The sequence below is a fragment of the Alloalcanivorax venustensis ISO4 genome, from assembly GCF_015356855.1.
GTDB lineage: Bacteria > Pseudomonadota > Gammaproteobacteria > Pseudomonadales > Alcanivoracaceae > Alloalcanivorax > Alloalcanivorax venustensis.
This window is the reverse complement of record NZ_ARXR01000008.1, coordinates 129,879-150,377: the sequence shown is the minus strand read 5'-3', so window position 1 is coordinate 150,377 and position 20,499 is coordinate 129,879. Positions and strand designations below refer to the sequence as shown.

Genomic DNA, 20,499 nt, shown 5'->3' with positions numbered 1-20,499 from the left:
CATGGCGATCAACCACGCTGAGTGCATCGAAGCCTGCAACCGCTGCGCCGCCTACTGCGATTTCTGCGCCGCGTCCTGCCTGCAGGAAGAGAACACCAAGATGATGGCGGAATGCATCCGCCTGGACATGCAATGCGCCGCTATCTGCCGCCTGGCCGCCCAGTACATGGCCCAGGGCAGCGAATTCGCCGCCCAGCTCTGTTCCCTGTGCGCGGAGGTTTGCCAGGCCTGCGGCGAGGAATGCGGCAAGCACGATCACGACCATTGCCGTCAATGCGCCGATGCGTGCATGGACTGCGTCCGTGAATGCCGCAAGATGGCGGCCTAACGCCGCTAGCGCATGAAGCCTTCTTCGCGGAGCTTGTGAATCTGGTCGCGGACCGCCGCGGCCTGCTCGAACTCCAGGTTCTTGGCGTGCTTCATCATCTCCGCTTCCAGCTTCTCGATGTCCTTGGCCACCTGCGCCGGTGAGCGGGCCACATAGGGGGCCTTGTCCTCGGCCACCTTGCGGGTGCGCTTGCGCTCGGGCTGGCCGGCGCCGGTGGTGTAGGCGTCGTCCATGATGTCGCGGACCATCTTCTTCAGGCCCTGGGGCGTGATGCCCTGCTCCTTGTTGTGCTGCACCTGCTTCTCGCGGCGGCGCTCGGTCTCGTCGATGGCGCGGCGCATGGAGCCGGTGATCTTGTCGCCGTAGAGAATCGCCCGGCCGTTGAGGTTCCGCGCCGCGCGGCCGATGGTCTGAATCAGGGCGCGGTCGGAGCGCAGGAAGCCTTCCTTGTCGGCGTCCAGGATCGCCACCAGTGCCACCTCGGGCATATCCAGGCCCTCGCGCAGCAGGTTGATGCCCACCAGCACGTCGAACTTGCCCAGCCGCAGGTCACGGATGATCTCCACCCGCTCCACGGTGTCGATGTCCGAGTGCAGGTAACGCACCTTGACGCCGTTCTCGTTGAGGTACTCGGTAAGGTCCTCGGCCATCCGCTTGGTCAGGGTGGTGACCAGCACCCGCTCGCCTTTTTCCACGCATTCGCGCACTTCGCCGAGCAGGTCGTCCACCTGGCTGCCGGCGGGGCGCACTTCCAGCGCCGGGTCGATCAGGCCGGTGGGCCGCACCACCTGCTCCACCACCTGGCCGGCGTGCGCCTCCTCATAGGGGCCCGGCGTGGCGGACACGAACACCATCTGCGGCGCCAGCCGTTCCCATTCATCGAACTTCAGCGGCCGGTTGTCCATCGCCGAGGGCAGCCGGAAGCCGAACTCCACCAGGGTTTCCTTGCGCGAGCGGTCGCCCTTGTACATGCCGCCCAGCTGCGGAATGGTCACGTGGGACTCGTCCACGATCAGCAGGGCGTCGTCGGGCAGGTAATCGAACAGGGTGGGCGGCGCCTCTCCGGGCTGACGCCCGGAAAACAGCCGGGAATAGTTCTCCACGCCGTTGCAGTAGCCCAGCTCCTGCAGCATCTCGATGTCGAAGCGGGTGCGCTGCTCCAGGCGCTGCGCCTCCACCAGCTTGTTGTTGTCCTTAAGTTGCTTGAGGCGATCCTCCAGCTCCACCTTGATCATCTCGATGGCCGCCAGCACCGTGTCCCGGGGCGTCACGTAGTGGCTCTTCGGGTAGATGGTGATGCGCCCCACCCGCTTGATCACCTCGCCGGTGAGCGGGTCGAAGATGCTGATGTCCTCGATTTCGTCGTCGAACAGCTCGATGCGCACCGCCTCTTTCTCTTCCTCGGCGGGGAAGATGTCGATCACGTCGCCGCGCACCCGGTAGGTGGCGCGGCGGAAATCCATCTCGTTGCGGGTGTACTGCAGCTCCGCCAGCCGGCGCAGCAGGTCGCGCTGGTCGATGTGGTCGCCGCGCACCAGGTGCAGCACCATGGCGTGGTAGCTGGCCGGGTCGCCGAGGCCGTAAATCGCCGACACCGTGGCCACGATAATGGTGTCGCGGCGTTCCAGAATCGCCTTGGTGGCCGACAAGCGCATCTGCTCGATGTGCTCGTTCACCGAGGCGTCCTTCTCGATGAAGGTGTCCGAACTGGGCACGTAGGCTTCCGGCTGGTAGTAGTCGTAATAGGAGACGAAGTACTCCACCGCATTCTCCGGGAAGAACTCCTTGAACTCACCGTAGAGCTGGGCCGCCAGGGTCTTGTTGGGCGCCAGGATAATGGTGGGCCGCTGGATCGCCTGGATCACGTTGGCCATGGTGAAGGTCTTGCCGGACCCGGTCACCCCGAGCAGGGTCTGGTGGCCCAGACCGTCGCCGATACCCTCGATCAGGCCGGCGATGGCGGTCGGCTGGTCGCCGGCCGGCTGGTAGTCGGAATGCAGTTTGAACGCGGTGTCTGACATGATTCCTGGTCCCGAATGCGTTAGTATTGGCCTCCCCTACCCGCGCCGCCGGCGCGGCCCGAACTCATTAGAGAAATGAGGAGTGCATGTCCGATATCAACCTCTCCGACCGCGTACAACGCATCAAACCTTCCCCCACTCTGGCGATTACTTCCAAAGCAGCGGAATTACGGGCCCAGGGTAAGGACATCATTGGATTGGGTGCGGGCGAGCCGGACTTCGATACGCCGGATCATATCAAACAGGCCGCCATTGAGGCGATCAACGCCGGTAAAACCAAGTATACCCCGGTGGACGGCACTCCCGGTCTCAAGAAGGCCGTGATCGACAAGTTCAAGCGTGAAAACGGCCTGGACTACGAAGCCGGCCAGATCCTGGTCTCCAGCGGCGGCAAGCAGAGCTTCTTCAACATGGCCCTGGCGCTGCTCAACGACGGTGACGAAGCGATCATCCCGGCGCCCTACTGGGTCAGCTACCCGGACATGGTGAAAGTGGCCGGCGGCGTTCCGGTGATCCTGGAAACCGACCTGGACAGCCGCTTCAAGATCACCCCGCAGCAGCTGGAACAGGCGATCACGCCGAAAACCCGCCTGTTCGTGATCAACAGCCCCTCCAACCCGTCGGGCATGGCCTACTCCAAAGAGGAACTGGCCGCCCTGGGCGAGGTGCTGAAAAAGCACCCGGACATCGTCATCGCCACCGACGACATGTACGAGCACATCCTCTGGACCGGCCAGCCGTTCGTGAACATCGTCAACGCCTGCCCGGAGCTGTACGACCGCACCGTGGTGATGAACGGCGTTTCCAAGGCCTACTCCATGACCGGCTGGCGGATCGGCTACGCCGGCGGCCCGCAGAAGCTGATCGCGGCCATGAAGAAGGTGCAGAGCCAGAGCACCTCCAACCCGGCCTCGATCAGCCAGGCCGCCGCCGAAGCGGCGCTGTCCGGCGACCAGCAGTGTGTCAAGGACATGGTCAAAGCGTTCAAGGAACGCCACGACTATGTGGTGGACGCCCTCAACAAGCTGCCCGGCGTCACCTGCGCCCCCGGTGACGGCACCTTCTACGCCTTCCCGGACTTCTCCGGCGCCATCGCCGACATGGACGGTGTGGAAAGCTGCACCGACCTGGCCGCCCAGCTGCTGGAAACCGCCGAAGTGGCCCTGGTACCCGGTTCCGCCTTCGGCGCCCCGGGCTGCCTGCGCCTGTCCTTCGCGGTGGGCATGGACACGCTGGTGGAAGCGATCAGCCGTATCGAGAAAGCACTGAGCAAATAAGCAGCAAACAGGCCCCGGGGAGGTTGACGCCCCCCGGGACCGACACTAAGATACGCGCCTTAAGTTATTCCGCCTTAGCTCAGTTGGTAGAGCAGCTGACTGTTAATCAGCATGTCGCTGGTTCGAGCCCAGCAGGCGGAGCCAAACAAAAAAGGGCCTACCCATCGGGTAGGCCCTTTTTTTGTTTGGCCAATGCCTGTTAAAAGTCCGTAGGAGCGGGCCCCGCCCGCGAAAGGGTGGCAATAGCCACCCGGCAGGATCCCAGAAACGCTGATCATGCTCCCGTTAGAGCGCGCTCTGGAATCCTGCCGGCAAGCTCCGCTTGCCTTTCGCGGGCGGGGCCCGCTCCCACAAGGGCCCGCTCCCACAAGCCCGCTCCCACAAGTCAGCCGCGGTAGCCGTTGGGGTTCTCGCTCTGCCAGCGCCAGTGGTCGGCGCACATGGTGTCGATGCCGCGCTTCGCCTCCCAGCCCAGCACCTGTTTGGCGTGGGCCGGGTCGGCGTAGCAGGACGCCACGTCGCCGGGCCGCCGCTCGACGATCTGGTAGCGCACTTCCCGGCCGGAGGCGGCGGCGAAGGCGCGCACCATTTCCAGCACGCTGTAACCGCGCCCGGTGCCCAGGTTGGTGGTGATCAGGCCGCCGTCCCGGGCCAGGGCGTCCAGCGCCGCCAGGTGGCCTTCCGCCAGATCCATAACGTGGATGTAGTCGCGCACCCCGGTGCCGTCCGGGGTGTCGTAGTCGTCGCCGAACACCCGCAGCTGCTCGCGCTTGCCCACCGCCACCTGGGCCACGTAGGGCATCAGGTTGTTGGGCTCGCCGTTGGGGTCTTCGCCGATGCGGCCGCTTTCGTGGGCGCCCACCGGGTTGAAATAGCGCAGCAGCGCCACCGACCAGCGCGGGTCGGCGCGGTGCAGGTCGCGCAGCATGTCCTCTATGTGCAGCTTGGTGGCGCCGTAGGGGTTGGTGGCGCTGAGCGGAAAGTCCTCGCGGATCGGCACCGAGGCCGGGTCGCCGTACACCGTCGCCGAGGAGCTGAACACCAGGTTGCGCACCCCGGCCCGGTCCATGGCTTCCAGCAGGCGCAGCGAGCCGGTCACGTTGCAGTCGTAGTAGCGCAGCGGCTGGGCCACCGATTCGCCCACTGCCTTGAGCCCGGCGAAATGGATCACCGAGCCGATCTCATGCTCCTGGAACAGGCGGTCCAGCAGCGCCGTGTCGCGAATGTCCCCTTCCACGAATTCGGCCCGCTTGCCGGTGATCGCCGCCACCCGCTCCAGGGCTTCGCGGCTGCTGTTGCTGAGGTTGTCGAGCACCAGCACCCGGCGCCCCGCTTCCAGCAACAACAGTACCGTGTGCGAGCCGATGTAACCGGCGCCGCCGGTAACCAGAACCGTGTTCATTGCGTGTCCTTTCCGCCTTCAAATGTGGGGCTATTGTAGGCGGATTGGTGGCAAGCGCTACAGGTCCGCGTGGGCGAAGAAGTCGGCGGCGGGGCCGGGGTGGCGGCTGAGCAGGCCGAGCAGTCGGGCGGCGGCCAAGGTGGCGTCGCCGAAGCCGTAGCACTCCTCGCCGAAGAACAGCGGGCTGCCGGCGCCGCCGGCCTTGAGCAGCAGGTCCGGGTAGACCAGCTCGCCGTCGGGCAGCACCACGCCCAGCCGGTCGCCGTCACCGTCGAACGCCAGGCCCAGGTCGGCGTTGACGTCGCGCACCGTCACCCGCAAATCGTGCAGGGTGTCCGGGTCCGCCGGGTCCGGCGCGTGGTTGGGAAAGCGCCCGTCCACGTCCAGGAACAGCGGCACCACATCGCAGCCCATCAGCATCAGCGCTTCCGGGGCGGCCACGGCGGCGGCGCCGTTGCCGCAGTCCACCACCACCTTCATCGGCCGGCTCAGCTCGTGGCGGCGCTGCATGGCGTTAAGGTAGGCGGGCAGCACATCGCGGCGCTCGTAGACGCCGGCGCCCTCGCTGAAACGGCGCCCGCGCACCCGCTCACGCAGCGACGCCAGCCCGGCGCCGCCCAGGGCGGCACCGCCGAGCACGAACTTGAAACCGTTGAAGTCGGCGGGATGGTGGCTGCCGGTGACCATCACCCCGGCGTTGGTGTCCGGGTAGTGGTGGGTGGCGAAATAAAGCACCGGCGTGGGCACCAGGCCCAGGTCGATCACATCGCAGCCGCCGGCCCGCAGGCCCTCGGTCACCGCCTCGGCCAGCGCCGGCGACGACAGCCGCCCGTCGCGGCCCAGCAGCACCCGCAGGGTGCCCTCCGCCCGCGCCTGGGCGCTGAAAGCGCGCCCGATCAGGCGGGCGCCGGCCAGGGTCAGGGTGTCGCCGTAGCGGCCGCGCACGTCGCGGCGGCGGAACACCTGGTCCGGCACGCCATGGGGAATGTCGTCCGGTACGGCCTCGAAAACCGCAATGCTCATAATCGAATCCTTTCGCAATGGCTAGGGGGCCATTGTGCAATTCCCGACCGTTAAGAGCGGGAATTGCGCCGCAAACCGATTCGATTTTGCAATTTTCCGATGGAAGGCCGTTATCAGCCGACGGCGTCGATGGCCTCGCGGATGGCCGCCTCAAAGCGGGCGCGGATGGCGTCCAGCGCACGCTCGTCGCGGGCCTCGTAGCGGGTCACCAGCTTGGGCGAGGTGTTGGACGCCCGGCACAGGCCCCAGCCGTCCTCGTAGTCCATGCGGATGCCGTCCAGCACGGTGCGCGCGCCCTCGCCCCACTCCACTTCACTCTGCAGGTATTCGACGATGCGGAATTTGTTCTCTTCGGTGACCTCGATGGGGATCTCCGGGGTGGTGCACAGCGCCGGGAAGCGCTCGAAAAACGCCTGGGCGTCCTGCTCCTGGCGGCCCAGCACGTCCAGCAGCCGCACCGCCGCCAGCAGGCCGTCGTCGAAGCCGTACCAGTTCTCGCCGAAGAAGATGTGGCCGCTCATTTCGCCGGCCAGCAGCGCGCCGGTCTCCTTCATGCGCGCTTTGATCAGCGAGTGGCCGGTGCGCCACATTTCCGGCTCGCCGCCGGCGGCGCGGATCACCTCGAACAGGGCGCCGGTGCACTTCACGTCGAAGATCACCTTGGCGCCCGGGTGGCGGGCCACCATGTCCTCGGCCAGCGCCATCAGCAGAATGTCCGGGTAGATCACCGTGCCGTTGGGCAGCACCACGCCCAGCCGGTCGCCGTCGCCGTCGAAGGCCAGGCCCAGGTCGGCGCGCTCCTGCCCCACCACCCGCATCAGGTCGCGCAGGTTTTCCGGGTCGCCCGGGTCCGGGTGGTGGTTGGGGAAGGTGCCGTCCACCTCGTCGAACAGCGGCACCACGTCATAGCCGATCTCGCGCAGCGCGCGCGGCGCGATCACGCCGGACACGCCGTTGCCGCAATCCACCACCACCTTGAGCGGGCGCGGCGCGCGGTGGCGCGCCAGCAGCGCGTCCAGGTAGGCCGGCAGCACGTCGCGCGTCTCACGGCCGGCGGGGCGGTCCGCCTCGCTGAAATCCCGGTCGTGGATGCGCTGCTTGAGCGCCTGGATGGCGTCGCCGGACAGGGTGGTGCCGTTGATCACGATCTTGAAGCCGTTGTAGTCCGGCGGGTTGTGGCTGCCGGTGACCATCACCCCGGAATTGACCCCCGGGTAGTGCCAGGTGGCGAAATACAGCACCGGCGTGGGCACCATGCCCAGGTCCACCACCGCGCAGCCGCAGGCCTGCACGCCTTCCGCCAGGGCATCCAGCAGGGCCGGGCCGGACAGGCGGCCGTCACGGGCCAGCGCCAGGGTGTCACCGCCCTGGCGGCGCACTTCCGAACCGATGGCGCGGCCGATCAGGCGCGCCGCCTCCAGGGTCAGGGTGTCATCAAAGATGCCGCGGATGTCGTAGGCGCGGAACAGGGAGTCGGAAAGCTCGGAGGCGGAAAAATCGGAAGCCATGCTGTGTCCTTTACCGAAAACGTTGGCGTCAAAAGTCAGGAGCGGGCGCGGCGCACCAGGCCCCGGGTGGAGGCGTCCAGCCCGTCCAGGCCGTCGCCGGTTTCCAGCACCGGCACCATGTCGCGGGCGATCACCTTGCCCATCTCCACGCCCCACTGGTCGAACGGGTTGATGCCCCACAGCACCGATTCCACGAACACCTTGTGCTCGTAGAGCGCCACCAGGCTGCCCAGCCGGCGCGGCGACAGCTCGTCCAGCATCAGGGTGGTGCTGGGCTGGTTGCCCCGGTACTGCTTGAAGGCGGGCTGGTCGTGCTGGTCGTCGGGCAGCGCCCGGCCGCCCAGCGCCAGCAGCCGCGACTGCGCCAGGCAGTTGGCCAGGGTCAGCCGGTGCTGGCGCGCCAGCCGCTGGTGCTCGCCGCCTTCGGCATCGCCGTGGGGCGGCACATAGCGCCCGGCGACGATAAAGTCACAGGCCACCGGCTGGGTGCCCTGATGCAGCAGCTGATAGAACGCATGCTGGGCGTTGGAGCCCACCTCGCCCCAGATCACCGGGCAGGTGTGGTAATCCACCGGCGTGCCGTCGCGGGTCACCGACTTGCCGTTGGATTCCATCTCCAGCTGTTCCAGGTAGGACGGAAAATGCTTGAGCCGGCCATCGTAGGGCAGCACCGCCCGGGCGGTGATGTCCAGGAAGTTAATGTTCCAGACGTCCACCAGCCCGAGAATCACCGGCAGGTTGTCCGCCAGCGGCGCCTCGCGGAAGTGCCGGTCCATCTCCCGGGCGCCTTCCAGCAGCTCGTGGAAACCCTGCATGCCCACGGTCAGCGCGATCGGCAGGCCGATCGCCGACCACAGCGAGAAGCGGCCGCCCACCCATTCCCAGAACAGCAGCTGGTTGCAGGGGTGGATGCCCCACTCGCTCATTTTTTCCGGGTTGGCGGACACGCCCACGAAATGGCAGCGCATCAGCGCCCGCTGCTGGTCGGGGAAGGCCCGCTCCAGCCAGGCGCGGGCGGTCTCCGCGTTGGCCAGGGTATCCAGGGTGGTGAAGGATTTGGACGACACCACGATCAGCGTGGTGGCCGGGTTGAGATCATTGAGCAGCGGCGCGATCTGGCTGCCGTCCATGGACGACACGAAATGCAGGTTGGGCCGGCGGCCGTGCTCCGGGCGGAAATCAGCCAGCGCGTAGGACGCCATCAGCGGCCCCAGGTCCGAGCCGCCCACGCCCACGTTGACCACGTCGGTGATGGCGTCGCCGTGGCAGCCGCGCCACTGGCCGCGCAGAACCTGGTCGACGATCTCGCCCATGCGCGCCAGCTGGTCGTGCACCTCCGGCGCGGCGGCGGCCTGCTCGCGCAGACGCCAGTGCAGCGCCGGGCGCGCTTCGGTCCAGTTCACGTCGCTGCCCTCGAACAGGGCGCGGATCCAGCCCTCCAGGTCGCGGGCGCGGGCCAGTTCCCGCAGCAGATCCAGGGTCTCGCCGGTCAGGCGCTGCTTGCTGTAGTCCACCAGCAGGCCGCAGCACTCCCGGCTGAGCGTCTCGAAACGCCCGGCGTCGTCGGCGAACAGATCCGCCAGGTGCCAGTGGCGCGCCTTGCCGGCGTGGTCCGCCAGGGCCTGGCGCACCGGCCGTTCCGCGGCGCTGAAGTGGTCGGGCAACATCCTGTCTTTCCTCTTCGTCTCGCTCGGCGGCGGGTCAGCCCCGGCCGATGCCGTGATACAGCAGACCCTGGCCGCGCACATAGTCGGGGTCGTAAATATTACGCCCATCCAGGATCAGCGGCGTGCCCATGCTGTCGCGCAGGCGCGACCAGTCCGGGCTCCAGTACTGTTTCCACTCGGTCACCAGCATCAGCGCATCCGCCTCCGCCGCCGCCTGATAGGGGTCGTCGTGCAGAATCAGATCCGGGTGGCCACCGGCCCAGGCCTCCAGTTCCGGCAGCGCCAGCGGGTCGTGCACGTGCACCTGCACGTCCTGGGCCCACAGCGCCTCGATCAGCTTCAGCGCCGGGCCGTTGTCCACCCGGTCGGAGCCGGGCTTAAAGGCGGCGCCCCAGATCGCCACCCGGCGCCCGGCCACTTCGCCTTCGAAGTGGCGCCAGAAGCGCCGGAACAGCACCTCCTTCTGGCGCTCGTTGATCTCCATCACCTGTTCCAGCAGCTTGGCGCTCACTTCCTTGCTGCGCAGGGTGTCGGTGAGGCTCATCACGTCGCGGCTGAAACCGGAGCCGCCGAAACCGCAGCCCGCGTACAGATAGGCTTCGCCGATGCGCGGGTCGGAACCGACGCCCTGGCGCACCGTGTCGATGTCCACGTCGAGCTGCTCCGCCAGCAGCGCCATGTCGTTCATATAGCTGAGCCGGGTGGCGAGCATGCCACTGATCGCCAGCTTGGTGAATTCCGCTTCGCGCAGGCCCATCACGCGGATCACATCGCGGCGCCGGTTGAACGGGCGCAGGATCTCGCGCATCAGGGTTTCCGCCTGGGGGTCGTCGCAGCCCAGCAGAATATGGTGCGGGCGCAGGAAGCTGTCGATCGCCACGCCTTCCTGCAGGGTCTCCGGCAGCGCCACCACCCGCGCCGGGCTGCGCGCCTCGGCGAGCCGCCCCTGCAGGGCCTCGCTGGTGCCCACCGGGAACACGCTCTGGTTGACCAGCAGACCGCAGGCGCCGGACCCGGCCAGCCAGTCGGCGATCTCCCCGGCCAGCGCCTGGGCGCCGGGCTGCAGCGCCAGGAACACCGCCGGCGCCGCCGGCGCGCCGTTCAGCGTCATCGGCTCGCAGCGCAGCCGCCCGGCGGCACGCTGCTCACCGAGCAGCTCGCCGAGCCCCGGCTCGCGGTACGGCACCCGGCCCTCGTTGACCGCGTCCAGCACCCGGCCCTCGGGGATGAACCAGCACACCTCATGGCCGCTCTGCGCCAAGGCGGCGGCGGTCACGGACGCACAGAGCGTATCGCCGAACACATCGATTCGCATGGCTAGTCCCTGCTCCCATCGCCTGACGGAGCGTCTTTAGAGGGGGCTCTGGGATCCTGCCGGTCGCTTTGCTCCCTTTCGCGGGCTGGGCCCGCTCCCACAAGGCCCGCTCCCACAACGATCTCTGCCAGATCAGGGTCCTTGGCGGCGTAGTGGAGGATCGCCTGGAGGTAGCCGGCCTTGCTGCCGCAGTCGAAGGTGCGGCCGCGCATGGCGTAGGCTTCCACCGGCTGGCGGGCGATCAGGTCGGCGATCGCATCGGTGAGCTGGATCTCGCCGCCGGCGCCCGGCGCGGTCTCGGCGAGCAGGCCCATGATGCCCGCGGGCAGCACATAGCGGCCCACCACCGACAGGTTGGAGGGCGCGTTAGCGGGCTTGGGCTTCTCCACCACCGCGCGCATCGGCGCGCTCGCCCCCGGCGCCGGCGATGGGCCGTCCAGCTCGGCGATGCCGTACTGGTCGACGCGGTCGTCGGGCACCGCCTCCACCATGATCTGGGCGGCGCCGCTCTCCTCGAAGCGGCGCACCATGGCGGTCAGGTCGTCGGTGTCGTCCAGCGCGTCCACCAGCACGTCGGGCAGAATCACCACGAACGGCTCATCGCCCACCAGCTGGTGGGCGGCGTGCACCGCGTGGCCCAGGCCCAGCGGCGGCCCCTGGCGCACGCTCACCACCTGCACGCCGTCCGGCAGCGGGTGGCGCACCTGCTCCAGCAGGTCGGTCTTGCCCTTGGCTTCCAGCTGCGCTTCCAGCTCCGGATGGCCGTCGAAATAATTCTCCACCGCGCTCTTGCTGGCGTGGCTGACCAGAATGATTTCGGTAATGCCCGCGCGCACCGCTTCGTCCACCACATAGGCGATGGCCGGCCGGTCCACCACCGGCAGCATCTCTTTGGGGATCGACTTGGACGCCGGCAGCATGCGGGTGCCGAAGCCGGCCACGGGAATCACCGCTTTACGAATCACGGGGTCGCTTACCTCCTTGTCAGAATAAGGCGCCCAACCGAATCGGGACGCCACCAAGCGCGGGAGCAAAGCATGCCGCTGCAAATGTCAGTTGTCGAGGTATCACGGCCACACCTGCCCATCAGTAAAGGAGTTTAATATTGTGATACACATCACAAAATGCCAGAATTCCAGAGTGTCCCGGGGTTATCTTACCCCCTTCCCGTAGGCCCCGGGGCATCGTTTCACAGTCGTTTTGTGTGACTTCAGGCGCCCACGGGCGCCTTTTTTATGGACGGGAAGAAGGCAGGGAGCAGGCAGGGGGTATACAGAAAGTATCAGGCTGTGAATTGAGACCGGAGTCTCATAGTGGCAGGCTCTTGCGCTTCGCGGAATGGACAGTAACGACAGGGACGTGGCCGGACCGCGAAGTATCGTAGTGATGTCTTAAGAGTCTCCGTCACTTCGAGCCCGGGGCGCCTTTATGGCGCCCTTTTTTAATGGACGCCCTTTCCGGACGCGGCCGCGGCCGTCGTGGTGGCGCCGGCGGCCGTCTCATCGGCCTCAATGCAGGGCAACTCCGGATCCTCGCCCTCGACCTCTTCGCGGGGCCGGTAGCCGTTGACGTACCGGCACAGCAGCGCTTTCAACGACGCCGACTGGCCCCGATCCAGAACCGCGCGTAAAGCCTGCAAGGCCGCCGCGACTTCCTCGCTGGAAAGCGCCTCTTCGTGGGCCTGCATGATCATTTCATGCTCGGTTCGCACACTGGCGTCACCGATCAGCAGTTCTTCGAAGAGCTTCTCCCCGGGCCGCAAGCCACTGAATACAATCTCTATATCACCGTCCGGGTTGGACTCGTCGCGCACCGACAGCCCCATCAGGCGGATCATGGTCTGCGCCAGATCGAGAATCCGCACCGGCTCGCCCATGTCCAGCACGAACACCTCACCGCCCTTGGCCATGGCACCGGCCTGGATCACCAGCTGGGCGGCTTCGGGGATGGTCATGAAGTAGCGAATCACATCGGGGTGCGTCACCGTCACCGGCCCACCACGGCGGATCTGCTCGCGGAACAGCGGCACCACCGATCCGGAGGAGCCCAGCACGTTACCGAAGCGGACCATGGAGAAAACCGTGCTGCTGCCCCGCCCCGCCATGGCCTGCAGAACCAGTTCGGAGAAGCGCTTGGTGGCGCCCATCACATTGGTGGGGCGCACCGCCTTGTCGGTGGAAACCAGGATGAAGTGGCTGACGCCGGCGGCTTCCGCGCCCTGGGCCGCGGCCAGCGTGCCCAGAATATTGTTGCGCACGCCGGCGGCGGGGTTCTCCTCAACGATGGGGACGTGTTTATAGGCGGCGGCGTGATACAGCGTATCCACGTCGAATTCGCGGCATAGCCGTTCCACATGCCCCGGATCCACCACGGAACCGAGCATGGCGACCAGCTTAAGGTCGAAGTGATGGCGCTGGATCAGGTCCGCCAGTTCCATCTCTATGTTGTAGAGGGCCACTTCGCTCTGTTCCAGGAGCACCAGGTGGCTGGGCGCCAGCTTGATGATCTGACGGCAGAGTTCGGAACCGATGGAGCCCCCCGCTCCGGTGACCACCACACTCTTGCCGGTAATGCAGCGACCCAGCAAATCCCGCCTCGGCGGAACGGTATCGCGGCCCAGAAGATCCTCGATCACCACGTCCTGGATCTCGGTGAGACGGGCGCGACCGCTGGCGATATCGCTGAAAGTGGGCACCGTCTGCACCCGAACATTAAGCTGCTCAAGCCAGTTGACCAGCGCAATACGCCGGTGCCGGGGCATGGTGGGCATTGCCAGCAGGACGGTGTCCAAGCGGCCGCGGCGGACCGCCTCGCTCAAGCCTTGCCGGCTGACCACCGGCACACCGCTCAGCAGAGTGCCCTGCTTACCCAGGTCGTCGTCCACCACCAGCACCGGACACAATTCGCGGCCCGCCTGCAGCGCGGCGACGAGCTGAGCACCGGCACTGCCGCCGCCGAACACCGCCACGGGGCGCCGCTGCAGTCCACGGGTGGACAAGCGCCCCAGCCAGCGACGCGCCAGATAACGGCTCACACCCAGATAACCGCAACCCAACAGCCAGAAAATAATGAAGACCGAGCGCGGCACCATGACCGGTACCATGTAGGAGAGAGCCGCCAGAGCCACGACGGAGGCGGCCATGCCCGTGAAAACGGACTTGGCGGCCTCAGCGCCCAAATAGCGCACCATCGGCCGGTAGAAGCCGAAGGCGTATAGCGAAAGCAGAGACGAGATGGTGGCGGCGGCGAATATCCAGTTGCCGTCCACCGGCGGGGTCACGGAGCTGTAGCGCAGGGCGAAGGCCACCCACAGCAGTATCGGCAGCGCCACGGCATCGCAGAGCATCATAATCGCCCGCTTCTGCGACCTATTACAGCGCAGCACCAGGGCAGCAACCTTATACAACAGCGCTTTCAACGGCGATTCACTCCACATCCGGGGCCGGCGGCGCGCATCTTCACCCGATACACACCTTACAAGCAAGGTTAGCGCATCTTGGCAGCAGGCGCTTCAGCTACTCGGTCTCCCGCGGCGCCCCGGCCTCCCCCCTCAGCCTCGCCCACCACAGGCCGATGATCTCTTTGAGACTTCGTTCCATAAGACTGATGTTGCCTGATCTGGGTATCTGATTGCCGACCACACCGTCCGGCACCAGACCCTGAGTAGGCGCCGGCACCACCGCCAGCCCTTTTTCGTCGAACAGTGCCACCGCACGGCGCATATGCAGGGCCGAGGTCACCAGAATCATAAGTTCGCCGGGTTTTACCCAGCGCGCCACCGCGTCCGCCTCAGCTTCAGTATTGACCGGCTCGCGGGCACGCAAAATAGCTTCCGGCGGCACGCCCCAGGACGCCGCCACGGTTGCCAGATCGTCCGCCGTGGTCAAGGTGTGCTCGGTGACATCCGGTACACCTCCGGTCACGATCAATGTCGCCGCCGGCAACTGCCGGTAAAGCCGCACCCCCTCGGCCAGTCGGTGCAGGGAGTTCGTGGACAGGCGGCTCACCGGAGATAAAGACGGGTCGGGCCGCGAGCCCGCGCCGAGCACCACCACCCAGGAAGCGTCCGGCGGCATCCAGAGACGCGGGTAGTCGTTCTCTATGGCGGTGGCAGCCTGTCGAGGCAGCAGCGGCACCGACAACAGCAACAGCAGGAGCGTCCCGGACGTAAGCGCCACCAGACTCAGCCGGCGGGCACGGTTCAGGTACAACAGCACCAAACCGAGGATCAGCAGACCAAGAATCAGCGGCAGCGGCATCAACAGCGCGCCCGCCAGCTTGGTCAGCTGGAAGGACATCAGCGGGCGGCCTCGTTCATTACCTCACCGAGAGCGTCCACGGTGCGTTGCATGTGGGCGTCCTCCAGGGTGGGATGAACCAAGAACATAAGACTGGTCTCGCCGAGCTCACGGGCCACCGGCAGGGGCCGTGCGGGCGCCAGCCCCGCGTCCTGGAAACAGCGCTCCAGGTACACTTCGGAACAGGACCCGGAGAAGCATGGCACGCCCCGCTCCACCACGGCGGTCATGATCCGGTCACGGCTCCAGCCCGGGTTCAATGCTTCCGGCTCCACGAACACATAGCCTTTATACCCGGCGTGCGCCGCGGCTTCCGGCAGTGCCGGGACGCGCAGGCCCGGCAGACGCCGGCCGGCCTCCCACAGGGTCTGACAATGTGCCTGTCTGCGCCGGGTCCACTCGCCCATGCGCTGTAGCTGAATGCGGCCGATGGCCGCCTGCATTTCGGTGAGTCGCCAGTTATGGCCGAAGCTTTCGTGCAGCCAGCGAAAACCGGGGGGATGGTCACGCTCGTAGACCGCCTCCCAGCTCTTGCCGTGGTCCTTGAGACTCCACATCCGCGACCACAGCGCCGCATCGTTGGTGGTGACCATGCCGCCCTCGCCGCCCGTGGTCATAATCTTATCCTGGCAGAACGACCAGCAGCCCACATGTCCCAGACTGCCCACCGGGCGGCCTTTCCAGGTGGCGCCATGGGCCTGGGCGCAGTCCTCGATCAGCCACAGCCCGTGTTCTTCCGCCAGCGCGCCCAGGGCGTCCATATCGCAGGGCCAGCCGCCCAGATGCACGCACAGGATGGCTTTCGTCGCCGGCGTCAGTGCCGCCGCCACAGTGGCGGCGGTGAGATTCTGGGAATCCCGGTCCACGTCGGCGAATACCGGCCGGGCGCCGGCGTTCACCACCGCGCTGGCAGTGGCGAGATAGGTGCGCGGGGGGACAATCACCTCATCGCCCGGGCCGATGTCCAGCCCACGCAGCGCGAGATCCAGCGCCAGGGTCCCGTTCGCCACGGCCACCGCATGCTCGGTGCCGGCAAAAGCGGCGAACTCGCGCTCGAAATGACGCCCCTCTTCACCGGTCCAGTAGTTGACCCGGTTGGAGAGCAGCACCCGGCGGGCGGCGTCCGCTTCTTCCTCGCTATAGCTCGGCCAGGGCGGGAAAGGTCCGTTCAACATAGATTCAATCCGAGGGCTGGGTAAACAGGCTGCTGGTGGACGGGTCGGCCAGGGACTCCAGAATGGTGCGGCTGACCAGGGTGCACTTCACCCCGTTGATGACTTTATAGGCGCCGTCATAAGGAGGGAACCAGAAGGCGCGAATTTTACGCTCCACGTCATCGCCCTCCTTCACCTCCTTCATCGCCTCCATCCGTGCCCGGCTGACGTAGCGGCCACCGGTATTGGGCGTGGTGGCCAGGCGCTGTTCGCTCGCCAATAGTCGCTCTGTGATCTCCTGGAACTGGGCGAGCAGCAGGGGCTGCGCCTTGGCCTCCAGGGTGCGGGCGGTTTCGCGCTGTCGATCCACCGGGAACTCACGCACCTGGATGATTTCGCCGGTATCGATATCCTCATCCACGTAATGGGCGGATACCGCCCAACGGGGAAGGTCTTCGAGAATCGCCAGGTTATAGCCGGCGGTGCCTTTGTATTCCGGCAGAGGCGCGGGATGGAAATTAACCACCCCTCGACCGCAATGCTCCAGCAAAGGAGCGCGGATCTTCTGCCAGTAGAGCATGGAAAGCCCGAGATCCACGGACAAGGAGCCGTCGGTCACCCCGGCCTCCACCTCCTCACGGCTGAGTATCGGCACGCCGGCATCGCGGGCCACCTCGCTGGTCGGAGACACCGCCAGGTGACTGTCGGTGATGACACCCACCACCGAAACGTCGTCGCGTTCCAGCAGCCAGGCGAGCGCCTTGGCGGCCACGGGCTTGCGGCCCATGAAAAGTACGTTAATCATTCGTCGTCATTACCTTTGAAATAGTCCGTGGTGGCGTGGCCGTCCTTGGAAACGCCGTCGCGGCGCAGCACCGTCCAGGCCGTGAGCAGCAGTATTTTCAGATCCAGCCACAGACCCGCATGGTCGACATACCACACATCCAGATCGAATTTTTCCTGCCAGGTGACGTTATTGCGACCGTTGATCTGCGCCCAGCCGGTAATACCGGGGCGCGCCTCATGACGGCGGCGCTGGTGGGCGTTGTAGAGCGGCAGATAGGCCATCAACAGGGGACGCGGCCCCACCAGGCTCATGTCACCGCGCAGCACGTTGAGCAGCTCCGGTAGTTCGTCCAGGCTGGAGCTGCGCAGAAAACGACCGAATGGAACCAGCCGCTGGTCGTCCGGCAACAGCTCACCGTTGGCATCTCGGCCATCGGTCATGGTGCGGAACTTCATCATCTCGAACGGTTCGCCGTGCAGGCCGGGCCGGGTTTGACGAAACAACACCGGCGAGCCCAGCTTAACCCGCACCAGTATGGCGAGCACCACCAGCACCGGGGACAACAGCAGCAGGGCCAGACCGGATATGCATATATCAAGCAGGCGTTTAAGCATCGGGGCCCTCCTGAACGCGGCCGGCGGGCGGCTCGCCACGGGTCACCCAGGCCACGAAATCACGGCCCAGTGTATCCCGGTCGAAACGCTCCCGGGCGAGTTGCGCGGCGGCGTCGCCTTTGGCGGCCAGGGCGTCGCGGTCGTCGGCCGCGGCTTCCAGGGCGTCGGCGAAGCGGACCGGGTCATCCGGGGGCACGGAAAAACCACACCCGCTCTCTTCGATCATCGACGCCAGCCAACCCGGATAGTTGTTCAGCACCGGCAGACCGGCGGAAATATAATCGAAAAACTTATTCGGCGAGGTGCCGAAGTAGAAGGCGGGAACGTTCGCCAGAATCTGCATGCCCAGGTCGGCTTCCGCCATCAGGCCGGCCAGGCGCGCCTTATCAACCGGATCATGGAACACCAGGGGGCCGCCACCGGCGCCGTCCAGGCCCTCGGCGGCGGCGCGCTCGCGCAGCGCCGGTTTACGCATGCCCTGCCCCACCAGCACCAGCTTGATATCGGTACGGCCACGGCGTTTGAGCTCGGCGCCCGCGTCCAGCACTGCATCCAGACCGTTGGCCATACCGTGGGTGCCGGTGAAAATCGCCATCAGATCGGTCGCTTCCACGCCTTCGGGGCGCCAACCGGGCCCGGGCGCCGCGAAAATGCCGAAGTCACAGCCGTTGGGGATCATGGCGATGCGCGCCGGGTCGATACCGCGCGCCCGGATTCCCTTGGCCATGCCCGGCGACAGCGCCACAAGACGATGCGCGGAGTGATAGGAGAGCCACTCCAGCCCGGACATCAACCACAACACCAGCGGGTTGGTGATCACGCCCATCGCCTTGGGCAGCTCCGGCCACAGGTCACGCACTTCGAAAACAAAGCGCTTGCCGCGCAGCCAGCGCGCCACGATACCCGGAATACCGGCGGTCAGCGGCGTGCTGGTAGCGAACACCACGTCGTACCGCCGGGTTAAAGCGACCAGAACACTGCGCAACGCAAACAACAGAAACAGCCCGGCGCGTTTCAGGAAGCCGTCGGCATTGGAGTAGGCCAGGTTGAACTCCACCACCTGGATACCGTCCACCTCGCCTTCGCGGCGGCCCCTGCGGAACGCCCCCTGCAGGCCCGTCTGACCACCATGGTAGGAGCCGCACACCATGGTGACCTGATGCCCTTCCGCCAGCAGCCGACGCGCCATCTCATAGGAACGGGTGCCCGCGGAGCCTTTGGGGGTCGAGAAATGTTGATGGAAATACAAAACCTTCATGTCGGAAATTCAAACTCCGTGGTGAACACACCGGCTTCCTCAAGCACCACTTCCAGCACCGGTAGCGGCGTTTTTTGGCTGTAATAACGGGACTCCCAACCCTGCACCAGGCGTCGCTCGCGCACCCGGACATCAGCGCCGACACGAATGCGAAGCGTGCCGTTAACCAGATCGTCGCCCCGCCATTGCCAATCACCGGGGCAAAGCCGCCAGCGCAGACGCGCCTCCCCCCTGAAGCCGTCGACCCGGTCTTCCACTTTCAACCGCCCGGCCTCCAACCACACCCGCCGATAGTGACCGGCACCCCGCCAGTCACGGTAACCGGCGGCCAGGGTCTGGTCGCCGTTATCGGCACGCGGGCCGTCCAGATTCCGCACCGAAGGCCAGGCGCCGAACAGGAAGCGGCCCAGCCTCGGCATTTGCTCGCGGCCGTCGAACTGCACGCTATTGTGAGAGGCCACGCCCGGAAAATAGTCCTGCCAGTCGCCGTCCTCCTGGCCCGGGTTATAGCTGTAAGTGCCGCCATCACGCAGCAGGTTTTCCCCACCACGCCACAGATCCAAATGCAGCAGATCACTCTGCGCCGGACGAAACCGGAAATTGGGAAAGCGTAGCACCACCATCGCCGGCCCGCTGCGGGCCACCGCCAGGCCGCCATCCGCGTAAAGCGCGCTATGCTGCCAGGAGCGCACCGGTTCCGGTACCGGCAAAGCAAGCCAAAGCAGCGCCTGGTCCGCCAACGGGCAGTCCGGGTAGGCCCGCGCCCCGGCGAACAAAACAGAGGCGACCTGCACCGTCGGCCGGTAATCCCGGTAGTCGCTGTCAGTCAGGGGGATCAAGCGGGCACCGTCGTTGGCACCCAGATTGGGCGCGTCCCCGTTGCCGGGGTCGACCAGATTACCCAGCCAGCCGGTGGCAGCGCGGGCACGCTCGTAAAAGCGGGAAGAGAACGGCGCCACGGCCAGTTGTCGGCGCCAGCATTCCGCCAGGCACAGGGTATCCAGCATCACACGGTGATAGTTCACCGAGTACTGACTGAAGCTGCCGTCGGCGCCGATCAGGCGCTCGGCGCGGTTTTCCAGCCAGTAACGCCCGCGCCGGGCCCAGCGCTCGCCGCCGGGCAACCCCAGGGACGCCAGCCAGCTGCCGCCGATGAACAGCGCCGCCGCCTCGGAAGTGCCGTGATTATTGTCCTGAGCCATGGCGTAATGCAGCGTCGGCGCAATGCGTTTCAGATGCACCGCCAACAACGCCGGCAAGCCCGGCTCCGGCCGCGAAACCTGTCCCAGCATCAGCGCCGCCGCCGCCAAATGCATGACGCGGATCGACGCTTCCTGACCGCATTTCCAATTCGGCCCCCGCCATGGCGGGTTTCGCTCCGCCGCATCACTCAGCCAGGCATTAAGCCGGTCCAGCGCACGGCCGCGTTCACGAGCGTCGCGGGCGGCCAGAGCCTGCTGGGCACAGGCAAGCACCCAATCGTAGCGGGACGCCTCCCAAACCCCCTTGATGTCGCCGACACGAGGATCGAAATCCGCGATCCGCCACCAGGGCCGATCCGTGTCGGGGACGGCAACGCCGGTAACAAGGCTGCGTGCCCATTCCGGCGGCGCTTCCATGTCGGCGCCGTCGTCGACACGCAAACCGAACGCCTCGCGCCACTGATACCATCCCCGGCGGGGGGCAAGCTCCAGGCGAAGCCGGTCCGGGGCGCGGAAGAAAGGCCCGGTCACCGCCGCCGGTGGCCGACGCACCGCGCGGTTGATGCCGAGTTTAAGGCTCAACCGGTAGACCAGCACCCGGGCGATATTCAGCGGACCGAGCGCCCAGGCGGTACGAATCTTCAT

At 66.4% G+C, this 20,499-nt stretch carries 16 protein-coding genes and 1 tRNA gene; 3 read left to right on the top strand and 14 right to left on the bottom strand.

Annotated elements, in window-relative coordinates; translation table 11 throughout:
* The first annotated feature begins 1 nt into the window (after position 1).
* Positions 2 to 328 carry a four-helix bundle copper-binding protein gene (locus tag ISO4_RS07285; RefSeq protein WP_142948452.1) on the top strand — a complete coding sequence of 109 codons (327 nt, stop codon included), beginning with the start codon at positions 2 to 4 and terminating at the stop codon, positions 326 to 328.
* Between the two features lie 5 nt (positions 329 to 333).
* On the opposite strand, the gene uvrB is transcribed toward ISO4_RS07285, so the two are convergent.
* Positions 334 to 2,349, bottom strand: a complete 2,016-nt coding sequence (gene uvrB, locus ISO4_RS07280) for an excinuclease ABC subunit UvrB (protein WP_194855715.1) — start codon at positions 2,347 to 2,349, stop codon at positions 334 to 336.
* Between the two features lie 86 nt (positions 2,350 to 2,435).
* On the opposite strand from uvrB, the gene ISO4_RS07275 reads away from it, so the two are divergent.
* Together ISO4_RS07275 and ISO4_RS07270 are read left to right on the top strand one after the other, a co-directional pair.
* Positions 2,436 to 3,626: a pyridoxal phosphate-dependent aminotransferase gene (locus ISO4_RS07275; RefSeq protein WP_142948450.1), complete on the top strand. Its 1,191-nt coding sequence runs from the start codon at positions 2,436 to 2,438 to the stop codon at positions 3,624 to 3,626.
* A 68-nt stretch (positions 3,627 to 3,694) separates the two neighbouring features.
* Positions 3,695 to 3,770, top strand: a tRNA-Asn gene (locus ISO4_RS07270).
* Positions 3,771 to 4,011: 241 nt separating this feature from the next.
* Here ISO4_RS07270 and galE read toward each other — a convergent pair.
* The 13 genes from galE to ISO4_RS07205 all read right to left on the bottom strand — a co-directional run bounded on the left by galE (position 4,012) and on the right by ISO4_RS07205 (position 20,499).
* Positions 4,012 to 5,028, bottom strand: coding sequence for a UDP-glucose 4-epimerase GalE (gene galE / locus ISO4_RS07265; RefSeq protein WP_194855714.1), 1,017 nt, complete (start codon positions 5,026 to 5,028; stop codon positions 4,012 to 4,014).
* Positions 5,029 to 5,085: 57 nt separating this feature from the next.
* Positions 5,086 to 6,051, bottom strand: coding sequence for a phosphohexomutase domain-containing protein (locus ISO4_RS07260; protein ID WP_194855713.1), 966 nt, complete (start codon positions 6,049 to 6,051; stop codon positions 5,086 to 5,088).
* Positions 6,052 to 6,164: 113 nt separating this feature from the next.
* A complete protein-coding gene (locus tag ISO4_RS07255) occupies positions 6,165 to 7,559 on the bottom strand; it encodes a phosphomannomutase/phosphoglucomutase (RefSeq protein WP_194855712.1) in 1,395 nt (464 codons plus the stop codon).
* Positions 7,560 to 7,594: 35 nt separating this feature from the next.
* The gene (gene pgi, locus ISO4_RS07250) at positions 7,595 to 9,226 is read right to left on the bottom strand and encodes a glucose-6-phosphate isomerase (protein WP_194855711.1); all 1,632 of its coding nucleotides are present in this window, start codon (positions 9,224 to 9,226) and stop codon (positions 7,595 to 7,597) included.
* Positions 9,227 to 9,260: 34 nt separating this feature from the next.
* Positions 9,261 to 10,541, bottom strand: coding sequence for a UDP-glucose dehydrogenase family protein (locus tag ISO4_RS07245; protein ID WP_194855710.1), 1,281 nt, complete (start codon positions 10,539 to 10,541; stop codon positions 9,261 to 9,263).
* 2 nt (positions 10,542 to 10,543) lie between these two features.
* Positions 10,544 to 11,506 (bottom strand): UTP--glucose-1-phosphate uridylyltransferase, encoded by a 963-nt coding sequence (locus tag ISO4_RS07240; RefSeq protein WP_194855709.1) that lies wholly within the window; start codon positions 11,504 to 11,506, stop codon positions 10,544 to 10,546.
* A gap of 476 nt (positions 11,507 to 11,982) precedes the next feature.
* Positions 11,983 to 13,959, bottom strand: coding sequence for a polysaccharide biosynthesis protein (locus ISO4_RS07235; RefSeq protein WP_228547981.1), 1,977 nt, complete (start codon positions 13,957 to 13,959; stop codon positions 11,983 to 11,985).
* A gap of 97 nt (positions 13,960 to 14,056) precedes the next feature.
* Positions 14,057 to 14,839, bottom strand: coding sequence for an ElyC/SanA/YdcF family protein (locus tag ISO4_RS07230; protein ID WP_194855708.1), 783 nt, complete (start codon positions 14,837 to 14,839; stop codon positions 14,057 to 14,059).
* Complete coding sequence (locus tag ISO4_RS07225; protein WP_194855707.1) at positions 14,839 to 16,014, bottom strand: DegT/DnrJ/EryC1/StrS family aminotransferase; 1,176 nt, start codon at positions 16,012 to 16,014, stop codon at positions 14,839 to 14,841. The genes ISO4_RS07230 and ISO4_RS07225 overlap by 1 nt, the downstream gene beginning before the upstream one ends.
* A gap of 4 nt (positions 16,015 to 16,018) precedes the next feature.
* A complete protein-coding gene (locus ISO4_RS07220) occupies positions 16,019 to 16,798 on the bottom strand; it encodes a formyltransferase family protein (RefSeq protein ID WP_194855706.1) in 780 nt (259 codons plus the stop codon).
* Positions 16,795 to 17,394, bottom strand: a complete 600-nt coding sequence (locus ISO4_RS07215; RefSeq protein ID WP_194855705.1) for a sugar transferase — start codon at positions 17,392 to 17,394, stop codon at positions 16,795 to 16,797. Before ISO4_RS07215 ends, ISO4_RS07220 begins: the two co-directional genes overlap by 4 nt.
* Positions 17,387 to 18,652, bottom strand: coding sequence for a glycosyltransferase family 4 protein (locus ISO4_RS07210; RefSeq protein WP_194855704.1), 1,266 nt, complete (start codon positions 18,650 to 18,652; stop codon positions 17,387 to 17,389). The genes ISO4_RS07215 and ISO4_RS07210 overlap by 8 nt, the downstream gene beginning before the upstream one ends.
* Positions 18,649 to 20,499, bottom strand: a complete 1,851-nt coding sequence (locus ISO4_RS07205) for a heparinase II/III family protein (protein ID WP_228547980.1) — start codon at positions 20,497 to 20,499, stop codon at positions 18,649 to 18,651. The genes ISO4_RS07210 and ISO4_RS07205 overlap by 4 nt, the downstream gene beginning before the upstream one ends.